The sequence below is a fragment of the Pseudomonas sp. LA5 genome (genome assembly GCF_028640825.1).
GTDB classification, from domain to species: Bacteria; Pseudomonadota; Gammaproteobacteria; order Pseudomonadales; family Pseudomonadaceae; genus Chryseomonas; species Chryseomonas aestiva.
In genome coordinates this window covers 14,128-30,666 of sequence record NZ_JAQYZY010000034.1, presented here as the reverse complement: position 1 = coordinate 30,666, position 16,539 = coordinate 14,128, and the positions used below count along the sequence as shown (strand labels likewise).

Annotated in this window: 30 protein-coding genes and 1 tRNA gene; 25 read left to right on the top strand and 6 right to left on the bottom strand. The window is 64.9% G+C overall.

What is annotated here, in order from left to right:
• Positions 1-113: 113 nt before the first annotated feature.
• Together PVZ72_RS11440 and PVZ72_RS11435 are read right to left on the bottom strand one after the other, a co-directional pair.
• Positions 114-839 (bottom strand): thermonuclease family protein, encoded by a 726-nt coding sequence (locus tag PVZ72_RS11440; protein ID WP_273861958.1) that lies wholly within the window; start codon positions 837-839, stop codon positions 114-116.
• Positions 840-862: 23 nt separating this feature from the next.
• Positions 863-1,717, bottom strand: a complete 855-nt coding sequence (locus PVZ72_RS11435; protein ID WP_273861957.1) for a LexA family protein — start codon at positions 1,715-1,717, stop codon at positions 863-865.
• On the opposite strand from PVZ72_RS11435, the gene PVZ72_RS11430 reads away from it, so the two are divergent.
• The 13 genes from PVZ72_RS11430 (at position 1,716) to PVZ72_RS11370 (ending at position 7,417) form a co-directional block, all read left to right on the top strand.
• On the top strand, positions 1,716-1,919 hold the full coding sequence (locus PVZ72_RS11430; protein WP_273861956.1) for a Cro/CI family transcriptional regulator: 204 nt from the start codon (positions 1,716-1,718) through the stop codon (positions 1,917-1,919). The genes PVZ72_RS11435 and PVZ72_RS11430 overlap by 2 nt on opposite strands.
• 148 nt (positions 1,920-2,067) lie before the next feature.
• Positions 2,068-2,778, top strand: coding sequence for a phage regulatory protein/antirepressor Ant (locus tag PVZ72_RS11425; protein ID WP_273861955.1), 711 nt, complete (start codon positions 2,068-2,070; stop codon positions 2,776-2,778).
• Positions 2,775-3,746, top strand: coding sequence for a helix-turn-helix domain-containing protein (locus PVZ72_RS11420; protein WP_273861954.1), 972 nt, complete (start codon positions 2,775-2,777; stop codon positions 3,744-3,746). Before PVZ72_RS11425 ends, PVZ72_RS11420 begins: the two co-directional genes overlap by 4 nt.
• Entirely contained in the window at positions 3,733-4,527 is a 795-nt protein-coding gene (locus tag PVZ72_RS11415) for a hypothetical protein (RefSeq protein WP_273861953.1), read from the top strand. Before PVZ72_RS11420 ends, PVZ72_RS11415 begins: the two co-directional genes overlap by 14 nt.
• Positions 4,524-4,733, top strand: coding sequence for a hypothetical protein (locus tag PVZ72_RS11410; protein WP_273861952.1), 210 nt, complete (start codon positions 4,524-4,526; stop codon positions 4,731-4,733). The genes PVZ72_RS11415 and PVZ72_RS11410 overlap by 4 nt, the downstream gene beginning before the upstream one ends.
• Complete coding sequence (locus PVZ72_RS11405) at positions 4,730-5,038, top strand: hypothetical protein (RefSeq protein WP_273861951.1); 309 nt, start codon at positions 4,730-4,732, stop codon at positions 5,036-5,038. The genes PVZ72_RS11410 and PVZ72_RS11405 overlap by 4 nt, the downstream gene beginning before the upstream one ends.
• Positions 5,035-5,232: a hypothetical protein gene (locus PVZ72_RS11400; RefSeq protein WP_273861949.1), complete on the top strand. Its 198-nt coding sequence runs from the start codon at positions 5,035-5,037 to the stop codon at positions 5,230-5,232. The genes PVZ72_RS11405 and PVZ72_RS11400 overlap by 4 nt, the downstream gene beginning before the upstream one ends.
• Positions 5,229-5,540 (top strand): Ref family recombination enhancement nuclease, encoded by a 312-nt coding sequence (locus tag PVZ72_RS11395; RefSeq protein WP_273861948.1) that lies wholly within the window; start codon positions 5,229-5,231, stop codon positions 5,538-5,540. The genes PVZ72_RS11400 and PVZ72_RS11395 overlap by 4 nt, the downstream gene beginning before the upstream one ends.
• Positions 5,537-5,974 (top strand): VRR-NUC domain-containing protein, encoded by a 438-nt coding sequence (locus tag PVZ72_RS11390; protein ID WP_273861947.1) that lies wholly within the window; start codon positions 5,537-5,539, stop codon positions 5,972-5,974. Before PVZ72_RS11395 ends, PVZ72_RS11390 begins: the two co-directional genes overlap by 4 nt.
• Positions 5,971-6,402: a hypothetical protein gene (locus PVZ72_RS11385; protein ID WP_273861946.1), complete on the top strand. Its 432-nt coding sequence runs from the start codon at positions 5,971-5,973 to the stop codon at positions 6,400-6,402. The genes PVZ72_RS11390 and PVZ72_RS11385 overlap by 4 nt, the downstream gene beginning before the upstream one ends.
• Positions 6,380-6,679, top strand: coding sequence for a hypothetical protein (locus PVZ72_RS11380; protein ID WP_273861945.1), 300 nt, complete (start codon positions 6,380-6,382; stop codon positions 6,677-6,679). Before PVZ72_RS11385 ends, PVZ72_RS11380 begins: the two co-directional genes overlap by 23 nt.
• Before the next feature lie 2 nt (positions 6,680-6,681).
• Positions 6,682-7,236, top strand: a complete 555-nt coding sequence (locus PVZ72_RS11375) for a hypothetical protein (protein WP_273861944.1) — start codon at positions 6,682-6,684, stop codon at positions 7,234-7,236.
• A gap of 105 nt (positions 7,237-7,341) precedes the next feature.
• Positions 7,342-7,417: transfer RNA gene (locus tag PVZ72_RS11370), tRNA-Asn, on the top strand.
• Positions 7,418-7,649: 232 nt separating this feature from the next.
• Here PVZ72_RS11370 and PVZ72_RS11365 read toward each other — a convergent pair.
• From PVZ72_RS11365 to PVZ72_RS11350, 4 genes are all read right to left on the bottom strand, one after another.
• Positions 7,650-7,913: a hypothetical protein gene (locus PVZ72_RS11365; RefSeq protein ID WP_273861943.1), complete on the bottom strand. Its 264-nt coding sequence runs from the start codon at positions 7,911-7,913 to the stop codon at positions 7,650-7,652.
• 87 nt (positions 7,914-8,000) lie between these two features.
• A complete protein-coding gene (locus PVZ72_RS11360; protein WP_273861942.1) occupies positions 8,001-8,225 on the bottom strand; it encodes a helix-turn-helix domain-containing protein in 225 nt (74 codons plus the stop codon).
• On the bottom strand, positions 8,222-8,647 hold the full coding sequence (locus PVZ72_RS11355) for a type II toxin-antitoxin system HicB family antitoxin (RefSeq protein WP_273861941.1): 426 nt from the start codon (positions 8,645-8,647) through the stop codon (positions 8,222-8,224). The genes PVZ72_RS11360 and PVZ72_RS11355 overlap by 4 nt, the downstream gene beginning before the upstream one ends.
• A 62-nt stretch (positions 8,648-8,709) precedes the next feature.
• On the bottom strand, positions 8,710-8,892 hold the full coding sequence (locus tag PVZ72_RS11350; protein ID WP_058790149.1) for a type II toxin-antitoxin system HicA family toxin: 183 nt from the start codon (positions 8,890-8,892) through the stop codon (positions 8,710-8,712).
• A 97-nt stretch (positions 8,893-8,989) separates the two neighbouring features.
• On the opposite strand from PVZ72_RS11350, the gene PVZ72_RS11345 reads away from it, so the two are divergent.
• From PVZ72_RS11345 to PVZ72_RS11290, 12 genes are all read left to right on the top strand, one after another.
• The gene (locus PVZ72_RS11345; RefSeq protein ID WP_143008497.1) at positions 8,990-9,286 is read left to right on the top strand and encodes a hypothetical protein; all 297 of its coding nucleotides are present in this window, start codon (positions 8,990-8,992) and stop codon (positions 9,284-9,286) included.
• A complete protein-coding gene (locus tag PVZ72_RS11340) occupies positions 9,286-9,612 on the top strand; it encodes a hypothetical protein (protein WP_058790151.1) in 327 nt (108 codons plus the stop codon). The genes PVZ72_RS11345 and PVZ72_RS11340 overlap by 1 nt, the downstream gene beginning before the upstream one ends.
• Positions 9,613-9,629: 17 nt before the next feature.
• Positions 9,630-9,860 (top strand): hypothetical protein, encoded by a 231-nt coding sequence (locus PVZ72_RS11335; protein WP_273861940.1) that lies wholly within the window; start codon positions 9,630-9,632, stop codon positions 9,858-9,860.
• 211 nt (positions 9,861-10,071) lie between these two features.
• Positions 10,072-11,712, top strand: a complete 1,641-nt coding sequence (locus PVZ72_RS11330) for a cellulase family glycosylhydrolase (protein WP_273861939.1) — start codon at positions 10,072-10,074, stop codon at positions 11,710-11,712.
• A 32-nt stretch (positions 11,713-11,744) separates the two neighbouring features.
• Positions 11,745-12,017, top strand: a complete 273-nt coding sequence (locus tag PVZ72_RS11325) for a hypothetical protein (protein WP_273861938.1) — start codon at positions 11,745-11,747, stop codon at positions 12,015-12,017.
• Positions 12,017-12,187: a hypothetical protein gene (locus tag PVZ72_RS11320; protein WP_273861937.1), complete on the top strand. Its 171-nt coding sequence runs from the start codon at positions 12,017-12,019 to the stop codon at positions 12,185-12,187. The genes PVZ72_RS11325 and PVZ72_RS11320 overlap by 1 nt, the downstream gene beginning before the upstream one ends.
• Positions 12,184-12,360: a hypothetical protein gene (locus tag PVZ72_RS11315; protein WP_273861936.1), complete on the top strand. Its 177-nt coding sequence runs from the start codon at positions 12,184-12,186 to the stop codon at positions 12,358-12,360. Before PVZ72_RS11320 ends, PVZ72_RS11315 begins: the two co-directional genes overlap by 4 nt.
• Positions 12,360-12,725, top strand: a complete 366-nt coding sequence (locus tag PVZ72_RS11310) for an HNH endonuclease (RefSeq protein WP_273861935.1) — start codon at positions 12,360-12,362, stop codon at positions 12,723-12,725. The genes PVZ72_RS11315 and PVZ72_RS11310 overlap by 1 nt, the downstream gene beginning before the upstream one ends.
• A gap of 135 nt (positions 12,726-12,860) precedes the next feature.
• On the top strand, positions 12,861-13,340 hold the full coding sequence (locus tag PVZ72_RS11305; protein WP_273861934.1) for a phage terminase small subunit P27 family: 480 nt from the start codon (positions 12,861-12,863) through the stop codon (positions 13,338-13,340).
• A complete protein-coding gene (locus PVZ72_RS11300) occupies positions 13,340-15,073 on the top strand; it encodes a terminase large subunit (RefSeq protein WP_273861933.1) in 1,734 nt (577 codons plus the stop codon). The genes PVZ72_RS11305 and PVZ72_RS11300 overlap by 1 nt, the downstream gene beginning before the upstream one ends.
• Positions 15,070-15,234 carry a hypothetical protein gene (locus PVZ72_RS11295; RefSeq protein ID WP_273861932.1) on the top strand — a complete coding sequence of 55 codons (165 nt, stop codon included), beginning with the start codon at positions 15,070-15,072 and terminating at the stop codon, positions 15,232-15,234. The genes PVZ72_RS11300 and PVZ72_RS11295 overlap by 4 nt, the downstream gene beginning before the upstream one ends.
• Complete coding sequence (locus PVZ72_RS11290; RefSeq protein ID WP_273861931.1) at positions 15,227-16,537, top strand: phage portal protein; 1,311 nt, start codon at positions 15,227-15,229, stop codon at positions 16,535-16,537. Before PVZ72_RS11295 ends, PVZ72_RS11290 begins: the two co-directional genes overlap by 8 nt.
• The last annotated feature ends 2 nt before the right edge of the window (positions 16,538-16,539 follow it).

Sequence of the window (16,539 nt, the reverse complement as noted above, 5' to 3'; positions counted from 1 at the left end):
TGGGAAGCGGCCTCCGCTCAAAAGGCGGAGTACGAAGCGTCCGAGACCATCGCACAACATACTGCATAGCCCGCCCAAGATAGCCGATAAGAGATCCACTGCATGGTCCTCGGCTAGCGGCAGATCGCCTCGCAGGGCACGCCGTCGTGGTCACCATCGATACGGGAATTGTGGCACTGCTGCAGCTGAAACTTCGCTTCGGCGCAGCTGCTCATCTGCTTGCACGACTTCAGCGTATCGCAGCTGAAGGAGCCGGAGGAGCCAGTGGCGTCTGGGCTACCGAATTGCGAGAAGGACGTTGGCCGCTTCTGCGGTGCTGCCATTGGTGCCTCGTCATTCGGATCTCGCGACTCTTGCCGCTGGTCACGCGCAGCACGGCGCCACTCCCAGGGCGCCTGGCGTTCAGCCTCAGGCAGAGCCCACAGCCCGCGTTTTTCCGCCCTTGCCTCGGCCTCGAGCGTTAGCAGTGACCGATCCTTCAGATACTGCCGATAGACCCACGCCGAGCCCAGGCGCACCTGCTCGGCGTTGACGTCGGTATTGCCCTGGTAGACGCGAGCCACCTTGCGGCCATACCGATCAGTATCTTGGACGTCCAGCCGCACGTCCTTGCCGAAGACCATGCTAGCTAAGGACTGTTGGGCACGGTTGCCGTAGGGCTGCTTCGATTCAGGAGTGTCTATCTCGGCCAGTCGTATCTTCAGCTGCTGTTTCTGCGCCGTAAGGCAGGTGAGGGTGTCGCCATCGTGCACGCCAACGACGCGGCAGTCGATTTCCTGCGCTGTGGCGAGAAGGGGAAGGGCTGCCAGCAGCAGCGCAGAGATAGAGTGACGGATCATGGGCACCTCCTGTGCCAATTGAGTCAGAACTGCTCGAGCTTGGCGATCACCACGCCCAGGATCACAGCTTCGCTATCGATGCGAACGAAAGGCTCGGGCCAGGAAGGGTTCAGCGCCTTCAGGTACCGGAACGTGCCCTCGACCACCAGCTGCTTGAAGGTGGCCTCCTGCTCGTCGACCATCTTCACAACTACGTAGCTACGGTTGATCGCCTCGACCTCTGGGTCGCAGTAAATGATGTCGCCTTCGCTGAAGGACTTCCCGCCGTGGGGGTTGAACATCGAGTCGCCGCGCACGCGGAGGGCGAACGTCCAGTCGCTGTGCGGAACGGGGCAGGGTAGGTATTTCTCGGCCATGCCAGGTGCGTAGGCCTCTACTGCCTCGTGGAACGATCCGGCCTGTACCCAACTGATCAGTGGGATGTTGCCGCGGTTGGCAGGCGCCGGCTCGGTATTGGGGGCCTCGCGAACCTCTGCTGCGCTGGGGATGTTCATGACCTTCGCCAGGCGGGGAGAAATTTCTCCCACCTCACAGCCCAGCACCCGGGCGAGAGTGAGCGCCGCATCCAGATTCAGCGGGATCTTGCCGGTGGCGTACTGGCTGAATGCGCTCTGCCCGGACCATCCCGCGCGCTCTGCGACGTCAGCCTGGGTGAGTGACTGGCCGCGCGCCTTCGCTGCTGCTTTCCGGTCTTCGTAGATCGCCTTCAGGCGGGCGCTTTCGGCCAGCTCTTCAGGGGTGAGGTCACGTCGTTTTGCCATGCGCGCAACTGTATTAGCAGAGCTGCTACCCGTACAAACAGCTTTGCTCATTTCTCGTTGAGCGTAGAAAGTAGCACTGCTACTATTGTCGGTGAGCACTACCGAGAGCGCGTCCATGCAGAAGATTCCCCTGAACGAGTACCTGGAAAAGCACGGGACCCAGTCAACCCTGGCAACCGCGCTTGGCGTTGGTCAGTCCGCGATCTCTCAGATGGCCCGCTCCGGCCGTGTCATCGAGGTCGTGGTGCACGACGACGGGCGTATCGAAGCGAACGAGATCAGACCGATCCCGGCCCGGCCGCGCCGCAGCGCCGCCTGACCATGGAACCCATTATCCGCGTCATGGCCTTGCGCCAGCAGTCACGCGGAATAGCTGTGATTCCGTCCAGTACGTGAATCGCAGGCACAAAAAAGCCCGGCGGCAACCGGGCTTCTAGGTGAAACAGCTCTGCGAAGGAGCGAGGTGAATGATGCAACAGATCCTCAGTACCGGCAACACCCTGACCATGAGCAGCCGCGAGATAGCTGAACTGGTCGACAAGCAACACAAGGACGTCATCCGCGACATCCGCGTGATGCAGAAGGCCCTGGCAGAGGATGGCGCAGATTTGCGCCATCTCCGCGAGGAGAAGGACGGGCGCGGCTACACCAGCGCTTTCCACCTCGACAAGGACCTGACCGAGACCCTCGTCACCGGCTACAGCATCCCGCTGCGCCACAAGGTGATTCGCCGCCTTCACGAGCTGGAGCGTCACGCCGCCCCGTCGCTGGCTGTGGCGCCGCCTCAGTCCTTCGCCGCGGCGCTTCGCCTGGCCGCCGACCAGGCCGAGCTGATCGAGCGCCAGCAGGCTGAGCTGGCCGAGGCCTCGCCGAAGGTTGAAGCCCTGGAGCGCATCGCTGGCTCCCGTGGCGCCATGTGCATTACCGACGCCGCCAAGCACCTGAAAGTGCAGCCGCGCCGCCTGTTCGACTGGCTGAAGGAAAACCGCTGGATCTACCAGCGCCCCGGCAGCAGCCGCTGGGTCGGGTACCAGCCGCGCATTCAGTCCGGCTTCATCCTCCACAAGATCACCACCATCGGCGCCGACGAGCAGGGCGAGCTCCGCGCTGCCACCCAGGTGCGCATCACTCCCAAGGGCCTCGCCAAGCTGGCCCTGCTCGTAGGGGAAGCACTGTGAAGCTGCAGGAACTGCTGGATCGCCCAATCGCCTTCCAGCGCGCATTCGTGGGCCTGGGCATCGGTATCACCGGCGCGCTGATGCTTTCGCAGGCCGTGTACTGGTCCACCCGCACCGACGACGCTGACGGCTGGTTCTACAAGACCATGGAGGAGTGGGAGGCCGAGACCGGCATGACCCGCTCCGAGCAGGAGAGCGCCCGGAAGAAGCTGGTGAAGGTCGGCGTGCTGGAGGAGATGAAGAAGGGCGTTCCGTGCCGCCTGTTCTACCGCGTCAGCCTGGACGCCATCGTCGCAAACTTGGATGCAGGAACCCTGAAATCCAGTATGCGGAAATCCCGCAATCCAGTTTGCAGGAATCCTGCAAACAAGGATGCAGGAAAGCCGCAGGCAAGCGTGCAGGGTTCCAGCAGCCAAGCCTGCGGAAATCCCGCAGACATTACAGAGAATACAACAGAGAGTACTTCAGAGATTACGGCAGAGAGCTTGCAGCCCGGGCCGGCGGCGCCGTCCCAGCCCGCCGTGCTGACGCTGGTCGCTGACCAAGGTCCTCGCGTTGCCATCCCTGAAGACATGCCCGGTCCCAAGGACCAGACCTGCAAGACGTTCAAGGCCTGGGCGAACTACGCCATGGCCTACCGCAAGCGCTACAGCGCCTGGCCGGTGTGGAACGCAAAGGTTGCTGGTCAGGTAGGCCAGCTGGTTGACCGCCTGGGCGCCGACATCGCCCACCACGTCGCCGCCTACTTCGTCGGCATCAACGACTCCCGCCTGATCAACGGCTGCCATGGCCTGGGCGACCTGCTGGCGCGCGCCGAGGCCTACCACACCCAGTGGGCCACCAACCGCCAGATGAACGCGACCACTGCCCAGCAGCAGGAGCGCAAGCAAGCCAACCTGAACGCCGGTCAGGAGGCTGCCCAGCGCATCCTGAACCGCGAGGAGCGCCGCGCGAATGAATTCCTGTGATCGCCTGAGCGCTGACCAGGTCGCCCGGCTGGCCCTGGCCATCGTGGCCACCGCCGAGGTGCTGGGACAGACCCTGACTGCCGACGCGGCCGAGCTGATGGCTGACGACCTGGCCGACTACCCGGCCGAGGCCGTTGGCGCCGCGCTGAAGGCCTGTCGCCGGCAGCTGGCCGGCAAGCTGACCCTGGCCGCCATCCTGGAGCGCGTCCAGGCCGCGGACGGCCGCCCGGGCAAGGACGAGGCCTGGAGCATCGGTCTGTCTTCCTCGGACGAGTTCGAAACCGTGGTGATGACGGAGGAGATTCGGCAGGCCATGGCCGCTGCCGCGCCGATCCTGAAGGTAGGCGACAAGGTCGGCGCCCGGATGGCCTTCCTGTCCACCTACGAGCGCCTCGTGCAGCAGGCAAGGGCCGCCGCGGTTCCTGTCAGCTGGAGCATCTCCGTCGGCTTCGACGCCCAGCGCCGTATCGCCGCCGTCGAGCAGGCAGAGCGCCTCGGCCGTGTCAGCCCTGCTATCGCCGCCGAGCAGCGCCTGCTGCTGGGCCACAAGGCGCCCACGAAGAACGGCCGGGCCATTGCCGGGCTGATCACCGGCAACCCCGCGCCGGCGACCGCCGACGTCCAGGCCCGCCTGGCAGTCATCCGCGACGACCTGGCAAAGAGCCGCCGCGAGAAGGAAGAGCGCCGCCAGCAGGCGGTCGTGCAGGCCACCCAGGACCTCGACGACCGCCGCGCCCAGGCCCTGGCCGCCATCGAGCAGATGCGGAGAGCGAAGTCATGAAGTGGCAAGCCCAGGGCGAGTACCTCGTCATCAGCAACACCATCCCCGCCTACAAGGTGTGCAAGGTCTTCATCGGCGCCGAGGCCGAGTACCGCCCGAGCTTCTCCGGCGAGTTCATCAGCCTGTTCGTGCCGACCTTCGACGAAGCTAAAGCCATCTGCGAGCGGCACCACCAGATCATGGGCGAAGCCCAGGAGGCAGCATGAATCAGAACATCAAGGCAGGCGACCTGGCGCTGGTGGTTGGCGCTTTCCGGATCACCGAAAACATCGGGAAGACCGTTCGAGTCGAGGAGTTCTTGACCGAAGGCCAGGTGAGCCTGTGGGCCGATGAGGAAGGCCGCCCCGCCCGCAACGACTGCGGCGGTGGCGGCTGGCTGGTCAGCGCCAGTGGCCTGCAATCCGGCTGCAAAGGGAGGAAAGGGTTCGCCCTCATCAATCCCAAGCACCTCATGCCGCTTCGCGGTGACCGCTCGCCTACGCGCCAGAAGTCGCAGCAGGTGCCGGCATGATGTTCACCCAGGAGGAATACGACGACGCCCGGCGCCTGGCCTTCGACCAGGGCTTCTGCCGCGGCTCGGGCATGCACCCCGACGTCCCGCATACCGAGGGCTATATCAACCTGCGCGAGCAGGACCTGGCCCAGCCGGTGAAGCGCGAGCGCCGGGCCCCGCGCCGGCGCTCTGCTGGTGAGGTGTCGGAATGAAGGGCAGAACACCCAGCGCCGCCGAGAAGCGCTTCCACACCGCCCTGGCCGCCCTGGGCTGCATCGCCTGCCGCCTGGATGGTCGCCTGAACCCGATCGTGAGCATCCATCACATCGACGGCCGCACCCGGCCCGGCGCCCATCTGCGCGTGCTGCCGCTGTGTGCTGGCCACCACCAGGATGGAACCGGGATGCCAGGCCTGATCGCAGTCCACCCCTGGAAGCGCCGCTTCGAGGATCGCTACGGCACGCAGGACGAGCTACTGCAGCGCTGCCACGGCCTGCTGGCCGAAGCGGGTGCCGCATGACCGCTGCTCTCAAGGCCTGGCCCGCGCCGCGCGAGACCCGCACCCGGAAGAAGCCGGTGGACTGGGAAGGCATCGAGCAGACCGCGCTCTTCAAGTGGATCGACCTGCAGTACCCGCAGGAATCGAAACTGATCTACCACGTGCCCAACGGTGGCCACCGCCACAAGGTCACGGCCGGCAAGCTGAAAGGGCAGGGCGTGCGCGCCGGGATGCCGGACATCAACGTCGACATCGCCCGGGGCGGCTACTTCGGCCTCCGGATCGAGTTCAAGTCCACACCCCCGCACGACGCACCCGTCTCGCCCAAGCAGCGCGACGCCCTGCAGCTGCTCGCCGAGCAAGGCTATCTGGCCATCGTCTGCCGTGGCACCCACGACGCCCAAGAGCAGATCCGAGCTTACATGCGCCTGCCCAAGACCGAGGCCCGCCAATGAACCACCCTGCGCAAGACCTGGTCGGCATGGCCCGGCAGATCCTCGGCCATTCGCTGGTCGTCTTCCTGAGCCACCACGACGAGGCCCACCAGGCCGCGCCGGGCAATGCCCGTGAGGTGATCGCCGAGATGGCCGCCCTGTCTGCCCGCCGCCTGGCTGCCGCCACTGATGAGGAGCTGCGCCGCCGGCGCGAGGTGCTGCTGGCCGTCTACACCAACGCCGCCAGCACCCGCCACGCCTGCCGCGGCTACCAGTCGGCCCAACGGCCCGGCTCTCGCCCTGGCGCTCGCATCTGGAAGGACCGCTCCGCCGTCAACAAGGCAGGTGAGCAAAAAGCAGAACGTGACATGTCACGCGCCCTGACCGAGCGCGAGCTGATCGAAGAGGAGATCCAGCGGAGGGCCAATGCGCAAGCAGCACGGGCCTGACCTCAAGCGCCGGCCCGCGCTGATCAACCGGTGCACCTCGTGCCGTGGGCGCGGCGTCGTCACCGGCGTCTTCCACGAGATGGACTGTACGACCTGCGAAGGCACCGGCTGGGTCGACCGGGAAACCGGCCAGGCCCTGCCAGCCGAGCAGCTGGTGTTCACCCTGAGCAATCGCCTCCTGCACCTGGAACAGCAGCTGGACACCCTGCAGCGGACGCAGCCGACACAAGAGAACAACCGCCGCGGGCCTGGTGGCTCGCACCGCACGGGAGACTGACCATGCAGAGTTTCAGCAGTAGCAAGGTATCCACCCTGGTTCGCATCCTGCTCGCCGGCAGCGAGGGCAAGACAGCATCGGCAGCCTGGGTAGACGCGGATCAAGACGGGCGAGGGGGCTTCGGCGGCCTGTCGCGGCAGGAGCGGTTCGAGCTGGACTGCGAATATCGGGCATTCTTGCGCAAGAACCTGAAGGAGCGGCACTGGGACGCGCTGATCGCTCGCTACACCATCGAGGCGGCCGAGCGGGCGCCTGCCATCAAGCGGCTGTCGCAGATCATCGCCAGCCCGGCGCACGGACACTTCAAGTCCTACGCCGTCCTGGCCTGGGCGATGCCGCAGCGCGCCGGCGTGGAGGGCAAGCGCTCCACCATTGTGCTGCGCGAGGACATCTACGACATGGCCCGCTGGGACAACAACCGAGGCACCTCCGAGCGCACCATGCGGCGCTGGCGGGGCTACATCCACGAGATGCTAAACGAGGCCCTAGACTTGGCGATTGCTGCTGCAATTCATCTGCTGGAAGGTCAGGAATTGTTCGAAAGAGAAGTTGCTTGACAGGATTGGCCGTTTGGCCGAACATTTCCCTATCTTGCCGATCCTGCGAATGATGAAGATGCAGCGGCACACAAGCCCAGCCACCGCGCTGGGCTTTTTCGTTTTTGGCATGTAGCTCAGTCGGCAGAGCAGGCGGCTGTTAACCGCCCGGTCGGAGGTTCGAGCCCTCCCGTGCCAGCCAAATATCTCAGAAGCTCATCGGTAGAGTGGCCATATGACCTGTGGCGGCGAGCGGCGGCCTGGTTGATAGCCAGGTGTCACGTACCGCCAGCGCCTGGACTTATCACCCTGGTGCGAGCTGGTTCAATTCCAGCCTGAGATGCCAAGCATGGTGGCAGCGCCCATGCGTCCATGAAGTCGCGAATGACCGGGACGACAACATCTGCCCGCCGGGGAAGCGCCGGCATCAGTTCCTATTTCATCACTTTCTTTCGACCTGCCGCCTGATCGCTCAGCCGACCGCAAAGGTTCTCGGCGATGCTTCCCATCGAGCAGATGTCCAGGATCGATAGCGCCGAGCCTTCGTAGGCCGCTGCGTTTCCGGTAATGACGTCACGAACTGTGAGGACCCGATCATCTGGGTCCTTGAAGCTTCGCCTCAGAGTCACCTCGAAATTGGATGGGAAAAATGCCTGGACATAGGAGAGCAGACTAAGCCGCTGTACTTCGTTGCGCATGGCTCTGTTCCTTCTCGATTAAGAGGGCAGCCTGCGCGCGATCGGTACGCTTCGGTCAAGCGTAAGCGGGGCAAATGGCGTATCTCCTCAAACATCCAGCAGCTCCGGTGCAATGCCCAGCGCTGCCGCGATCTTGTCGCGGGCAGGCCGAAGCAGGTTTCTATCCTGCTCCTGCTGGGCATAGTCGTGCTGGCTGATGTCGATGCGGGCGGCCACCTCGGCCAAAGATAGCCCTAGGTGCCTACGCCAGGCGCCTACCGGGGTCATGCCTCCAACTATCATGTAACCGACCACCTCGTGCGGAATGGTCACGCTGCCACCGAGCTGACGACCAGGCGACGCCCAAGGGCGGCCAGGGCCTGCTCCAGCGCTTCGATCTTCGAGGCGTGGAGGAAGTCGACGAGCCGGTCGCTGGTGTTCTGGGCAACGCCCAGCAGGCGCCGCAGATCGGCCTTGCGCATACCGCGCTCGACCATGGCGTTCCACAGCTCGATCTTCGCCACGGTCGCTACCGGCAGGTGCACGACAAGCTCGCCAGGCTCCGCCGGGCTGGCCTGGGGGATGGCGCGGCGCTGGTCGACGTAGATCGACAGGGTGGTCTCGATGCCGTCCACAGCCTCGCGCAGGGCATGGGCCTCGTCGTCGCCGTAGCTGTTGAACTCCGGCAGGTCGCGGCAGAACACGGCCAGGCCGGGGGTATCGTCGGTTTCGAATCGAATAGCGTAGCTGTACATGGTGACCTCCTGTGGCCTGGTACTGGCGATGCAGTGCGCTGCTGAAACGGCGAAGGGGGCTCTCAGAGCCCCAGTTGTTTGATGATTGCTTTCCGGGTCGGCTCTTTCATCTCTTTAGCGCCGTGATCCGGAAAGGTCGTCGTGTTGCCGTTTGGAGCGGTGACTTTGAAGTGGCTACCGCCTTTGCCCTTCTCGATCTTCACCCCTTGGGCTTTCAACCACCGTCTGAACTCGCTTCCTTTCATCACCTCATCTCGTTGTGTTGATGGGGTCAGTATACTACCCGTGTGTAGTATGTACAACACGAATGTAGTATTTATTTGAGGTGTGCCAGTGGACCAGATGCTCGAATCCATCCTGCTCTGGTGCATGCCTGGATTCCTCGGCGGCTTCGGCGGCGTGATCAGCTACTTCTGGCCGCCGACCACCGAAATGCGGTTCTCCGCGAAGAGCTTCGCCATCAAGTTCCTGACGGCGTTCTTCGTCGGCAAGGTGTCGGGCTACTTCATCCCCATGACCAACGAATACCGCTCGGGCTACCTGATGGTGCTCGGGTTCTGCGCCTACCCCGTGCTGGGAATGCTTGAAGTAAAGGTGAAGGGCGCGATAGAGCGGTTCAACCCGCCTGGAGCCAACTGATGCTGCTGATCTCCATTGCCGCCGTCCTGGCCTACGGCCTGGTTATCGCCCGGTGCGTCTGGTTCGCCGCCAACGGCAACCGGTTCCGGCAAGACGACCGGACCGAGGTGATGTTCATCGTCACGGCCTCGACCCTGTACGTGCTGGCGCACATGGCCCTGTGGCTGATGGAGCCCTGGAAGCTGATCAACAACAGCATGGCGAGCGCGCTGGTGGTCGGTCACACGATCTTCTGCGGCGCCTATTTCTTCCGCCGGATCGGCGCTCTGGTGGATGGCCGGGATCGCCGGCAGATTCAGCGCCGAGTGCGGAGGGCGCACGGATGAAACAGGCACGATTCGCTTTGCGTTGGCTCCCGGCGTTGCTGGTGGTCTTCCTGGTAGGCACCGGCTCCGGCTACGTCACCCGAACCTGGGAGTGCCGCAACACGCTGCAGACGATCTATGTCGCGGCGCCAGGCTTCGAAGTCGGCTCCATGCAGGTGCCGGCCAAGCTCTACGCCATTGAGGTCTCGGCCTGCACGCTGCCAGAGCAGTGGGGCGGCCACCGCGAGCCGCTGGAGGGCTACCCGTGAGTGAGCGCCGGCAGAAGCCGCCGCCACCGCTACCGCCGCCACCGCGCATACAGGGCCCAACCGGCACCGACTGGATGCCGCTGGCGATCATCGCTTTCGCAGTCTTGTGGGGCGTCCTCGCCGGCCTGGCTATGGCTGGCGCCAAAGTCTTCTGATTTCACCTCATCGGCCCGAGCAGTGCATTCCGGTGCCAACCACACCGGAGAGCACCATGACCGACGCTGTAACCGCCGCCAGCGCCAAGCTTGCGCAAGCAATTGCTGATGTTCAGACCGCAGGGAAAGCCTTGGCCGAGGCCGCGGGCGCTGCCGCTCAACCGGCGAACCCGGCGCCCGAGACGCCGTCCACCAGCCTCCCGCTGACGACCACCATCATCGGCTACCTGAACAAGACCCAGCTCACCGTGCCGTTCCACGAGCTGATCGTGGCCAAGCAGGTGGTGGTCCAGTTGGCGACCGGCCAAGCAGTGAACGTGCTGGACGTGGCCAGGTTCCAGCGGCTGGCGGACACCCAGGCGCTGATGATCCTCACCATCGACCAGGCGATCGATGATCCGACCAAGATCGTCGGCAAGCCTGCATCGGTACGAGCGCGCTACCCGAAGGCGGAGACGGTGCCCGCACCGGTGCCGACGCCTGAACCTGAGAAGCCGGCGGACAACCCGCCTGCCTCGACCCCCGACCCTGTGCCGGCACCGGTGCCTGGCGCTGCTGCGCTGCGAAACATCCCGTTCCTCGGCATCAACCTGGCGGCGCATCCCAATGCGAACCAGGTGCTGCCGGGCGAGGCCGGGACACACTTCAAATGGCCGAGCCGTGCAGACGTCCGTCTCTACGTGCGCGACTTGGGCATCCGCCTGATCCGGTTCCCCTATGGCCTCCAGCGCGCCACGCTGATCGACTCGACCGGCCTGCCGGTGAAGGGCGGCCAGCTCGACCCGACCTTCGTCGCCAAGATGAAGACCGTGCTGGGCTGGATCCGCGAGGACTCGAACGGCGAGGCGCTGGTCATCTTCGACCCGCACCACTACTGGCGCATGTACCGCAATCAGACCGCGATGGTCGAAGGCGTCCGCAAACAGACCGGCGCGCTGCTGCCGGCCGGCGAGGCAGCCGGGCAGGGCGGTCGCTGGAGGCGCCAGGAACAGGTGCTGATCGACGACGCCAACGGCTGGGGCGCTGCGGACCTGGGCGACCACATCGCCTCGATGGTCACGACCTTCGATGAGGCGATGATCCTGGGCTATGGCCTGGGCAATGAGCCTTACGCCTCGGGCGGCGCCCTGGACAGCCTCACGGTCACCGCGATGGAGGCCAAGGTGGTCGCCGACGTGAACATCATGCTGCTGATCATCCGCCGGGTGACGAGCAAGCCGGTGTTCATCTGTGGCAACCAGTGGGCCTCCGCGCGCAACTGGGCAGCCGTCAGCGGCTCGTTCGCTGCTGGCATCAAGGACCCAGCGAACAACTGGATCCCCGAGGTCCACGGTTACGGCGATCTCGACGGCGGTTCGAGCGGCAGATACTCCAGTGGCAACCTCAATGCCTTCCCGGTGGAGCAGGTGGCCCAGGTCTTCCGCCCGGCCTACAGCTACTTCGCCGCCAAGGGCCTGCGCGCCTTCGTCGGTGAGACCGGCATCCCGCCCACTGACTCTGGTCGTGCGGCGCTGGCCCGGGCGCTGGATGAGGCCAAGGCCAACGGCGTCCCGGTCACCCTGTGGATCGCCGGCGGCGATGGCGCCATGGGTGGCGAGAAGATGAACCTGGACGACGCTGGCCATGCCGCAACCCGCGACCTGATCAAGGCCCGCGCCGGTGAGCGCATGGCCGAGTGGAAGGCGCCCAGGTCTTAACACAGGCGCTGTCCTGCTGCTGGAGGTTTTCCGTGATCGATCTTCGCCAGATGCTTGGCTCTGTCGCAGCCGCCTGGGTCCGTCCCTCCCGGGAATTCACCGTCCTCGGTCCGCCGGACGGCCCAACGCCAGAGTTTCGCCGGCAGGTCGCAGAGATGCGCCAGCGCCGGCAACAACTGACTGCGGTGCTGGCGGCATCGGCTGAGTCCATTGCTCTGCTGCAGGCTGAGTACGACCGGAAAGCTGCGGAGCTGGCTGGGCTGTCTGCCCGGCTGGAGCGCATCGAACAGATGAGGTTCGTGTGATGGCCCGATCAACCCTGACCGTAACCATCCGCATGGCCTGGTGGGTGAAGCCCTACCTGTACGGCGTGCTGCTGACTGCCAGGCTGACCGGTCGGCAACCTGACCCTGATCGCGTTGGCGCCTGGGTGCAGCGCGGCATGACCATGACGATGAGCGAGACCAAGCCATGAGCAGCGGCAAAGCCGAGTACTACGCCCTCAAGGGCATGATCACCGAGCTACCCCCGGAGCGGCAGCAAGTCGTCCACGAGACAGCCCAGCAGGTCAAGGAGCTGATGGCCAAGGGCGAAGACCAAATGGTCGGCGCCATGCTTGCCATTATGGAACTGGCAGCGAAGAGCTGATGGCGCTGCGACCCAATAAGCCGTGCCGCGCACGCGGCTGCCAGGCACTGACCCGCAATCCAGGCGGCTACTGCGACGACCACGCCGACCAGGCCAAGCCCTGGGCAACCCGCAAGGGATCGGGCCGCGGTGGACGACCCTGGCGCCGCCTGCGCGACCAGGTGCTGAAGCGCGACAACTACCTCTGCCAGTGCGAGGAGTGCAAGCGCCTGGCTCGCGTCAGGCCCGCGCACGAGGTCGACCACGTCGTCCCGTTGGCGCAGGGCGGCACGGACACGCCGTCGAACCTGTCGGCCATCAACCACGAATGCCACCGGGCCAAGACGCAGCGCGAGGCAGCCGCAGCCTACCGTCCGTCGGTGTAGCACGTTACAAGCCCACCCTATGCACCAAATGAGTGCAGGGTGGGGCGGGTCGAAACCCTACAGCCTTTGCGTAGGACACCGTCCGCTCCACCGTTTTTTTCCACCCGCGAAATATAAAGTTCTGAGGAGGCGCCGATGGCCGGGGTCGCGGGACGGTCGGGTCGTCGTCCCAAACCCACGGCCCAGAAGGCACTGGCCGGCAATCCTGGCAAGCGCGCGCTGAACAAGAACGAGCCTGACTTCGCGCTCGTGACCAACATCGACCCGCCGGAATGGCTGGGCGAAAACGCCGCCAAGGTCTGGAAAATGGTGGTGCCGGAGCTGCTCCGGGCGAAGGTCCTGGCGCTCACCGACCTGCACAACGTCGAGGCCTTCTGCACGGCCTATGACAACTGGCGCATGGCCCAGGACGCGGTTCGGGAACATGGCATCGTGGTAACCGGCGCCATGGGCGGCCCGATGAAGAACCCCGCGCTGACCGCAGCCAATGAGGCGATGCGGCAGATGGTGACCTTCGGCTCCATGCTGGGCCTGGACCCAGCCAGCCGCAGCCGGATCATCGGCGGCAACAAACAGCAATCCACCAACGAATTCGCAGCGATCCTCAATTCCTAATGGCCAAGACCAAGACACCCAACGTCGACAAGGCGCTGGCGTGGGCTCGGTCCGTCTTGAAGGGCAAGGTTCCTGCCTGCCGCTACATCCACCAGGCGATCCAGCGGCACTTCGACGACGTGTCGGATAGCCGCGGCAAGGGCTACCCCTACAAGTTCGACCCGGCCAAGGCCGAGAAGAAGCTGAAGCTGATCCAGTTGCTGCCCCACACCAAGGGCGAATGGGCGTTCAAGCGTCAGCTGATCACCCTGGAGCCCTGGCAGGCCTTCGGCATGGCCGTCACCTTCGGGTGGGTCAAGAAGAAGACCGGCTTCCGCCGCTTCCGCGAGAGCTACTGGGAGGTGCCGCGCAAGAACGGCAAGAGCGTCGTCGCCGCCGGCGTGGGCATCAGCATGTTCGTCGCTGACGGCGAGTTCGGCGGCGAGGTCTACAGCGGCGCAACCACCGAGAAGCAGGCCTGGGAAGTGTTCCGCCCGGCCCGGCTGATGGTGAAGCGCTCGCCGATGCTGATCGAGGCCGCGGGTATCGAGGTGAACGCCTCGAACATGAACGTGCCGGCCGAGGGCAGCCGCTTCGAACCCCTGATCGGCAACCCGGGCGACGGTGCGTCGCCCAGCTGCGCGATCATCGACGAATTCCACGAGCACGACAGCTCGGCCCAGTACGACACCATGCTGACCGGCATGGGCGCCCGTCGGCAGCCGCTGATGTTCATCATCACCACGGCCGGCGCCAACATCGAGGGCCCGTGCTACGACAAGCGCCGCCAGGTCATCGAGATGCTGTCCGGTGCGGTACCGGATCCCGAGCTGTTCGGCTACATCTGGACCCTCGACGAGGGCGACGACTGGACTGACCCGAAGAATCTGGCCAAGGCCAACCCCTGTATGGGGGTCTCGGTGTTCCAGGAGTATCTGGAGAGCCAGTTGGCCCGAGCGATCCGGTCGGCGCGCTTCACCAACACCTTCAAGACCAAGCACCTCAACCTGTGGGTGAGCGCGAAGGCCGGCTTCTTCAACGTCGAGAACTGGAAGGCCTGCGAGGACAAGACGCTGACCCTGGAGCAGTTCGAGGGGCAGGAGTGCATCCTGGGCTTCGACCTGGCGCGCAAGCTGGACATGAACTCCATGGCCCGGCTGTTCTGGCGCGTGATCGACGGCAGGATCCACTACTACAGCGTGGCGCCCTCGTTCTGGGTGCCCGAAGACACGGCCTACGACAGCGACAACAGGCGGATGGCTGAGCGCTTCCAGAAGTGGCTCAACTCCGGCGACCTGCAGGTCACCCCGGGTGCCGAGATCGACTATCGCGAAATCCTCGAGGAGGCCAAGGAGGCGAACCAGGCGGCACCGGTGCTGGAAAGCCCGATCGACCCGCACGGCGCGACCAACCTGAGCCACCAGCTCGATGACGAGGGCCTGACGCCCGTCACCATCGTGCAGAACTTCACCAACATGTCCGACCCGATGAAGGAGCTTGAAGCCGCCATCGAGTCGGGCCGCTTCCACCACGACGGCAACCCGATCATGACCTGGTGCATCGGCAACGTGGTCGGCAAGAACCTGCCTGGCAACGACGACATCGTGCGACCGATCAAGCAGGGCGACGACAACAAGATCGACGGCGCCGTGGCGCTGATCATGGCGGTGGGGCGGGCGATGGCGAAGGTCACGCTCGGCGACGGCGGCATGGACCGATTCATGGATTCAATCCGGGACCCCATATTCGAATGAGCACCGCATCGATCCTCTACCTGCTGATCGCAGCGCTGGGCTTCGGCCTGGCCGTGGCCGGCGTTTACCTCCTGCTCGGCCTGGGCTGGGCGCTGCTCGCTGGCGCTGCCTCGTGCTTCGCCGCTGCGGCATTCATCCGAAGAGGGCTGACCAGTGGCTAAGTCCCTTCTGTCGGTACTCAGCAGCGCGGTGTCCGCGCCGCAGACGTCGATCATTGATTGGGTGGGTCGGTCGCTGTCCGGCAGTGCGGCCAACATCTGGGCGCAGACGGTCGGCACGACGTCCTCCAACGGCAAGACCGTGACGGTCGACAAGGCCATGCGTCTTGCCGCCTGCTGGGCCTGCGTCCGGCTGGTCGCCGAAACGATCGCCACGCTGCCGCTTGGTCTCTACCGGCGCCTGCCGGATGGCGGCCGCGAGGTGGCCAGCGACAACGATCTGCACTGGATCCTCAACACCACCCCGAACAGCCGCATGACTGCGGTGCAGTTTTGGGAGGCGGTGGTGACATCTATGCTGCTGAAGGGCAACGCCTTCGTCGAGATCGTCCGCATCAGCGGCCGCGTCGTGGCGCTGGAGTTCCTGCTGCCAGGCCGCATGGACCTGGATGTCGACGACAACGGGCTGATCATCTACCGGTACCGGGAGAAGAACGGGCAGCTGCGGGACATTCCCACCAGCAACATGATGCACATTCCAGCGTTCTCACTGGATGGGCAGATCGGCCTTTCGCCCATCGCCTACGGCGCCAACGTCTTCGGGTCGGCGATGTCCGCCGAGGACGTGGCCAGCTCCACCTTCAAGAACGGCATGCACCAGACGGTCGCCTTCGAAGTGGATCGGGAGCTGAACAAGCAGCAGCGCGACGACTTCCGCGACTACGTGCAGCGCATCAGCGGCGCCATGAACGCGGGCAAGTCTCCGGTGCTGGAGAAGGGCGTCAAGGCCCAGGTCATCGGCATCAACCCGGTGGACGCTCAGCTGCTGGAGTCCCGCGAGTACAGCGCCGAGGACATCTGCCGGTTCTTCCTCGTGGACCCCACCCTGGTGGGCTACAGCGACAAGGCCTCCAACTGGGGCACCGGCCTGGAGCAGAAGCTGCTGCGGTTCATCACCTTCACGTTGCGCAGCTACCTGCGCCGCATCGAGGAGTCCATCGTCCGCAGCCTCCTGACCCCGATCCAGCGCCGGCAGCTCTATCCCGAATTCGCCATTGAGGGCCTGCTGCGCGCCGACAGCGCCGCGCGGGCCACGCTCTATTCGCAGATGGTGCAGAACGGCATCTGGACCCGCGACGAGTGCCGCATGAAGGAGAACCTGCCCAGGATGGGCGGCAACGCCGGTGTGCTCACCGTGCAAACCAACCTGTCTCCGATCGACCTGCTCGGTCAGGGCAACGATGGGCAAGCCGCAAGGGCTGCTCTGCAGAACTGGCTGGACGACCCGGCAAACTCCAAGGGGTAACT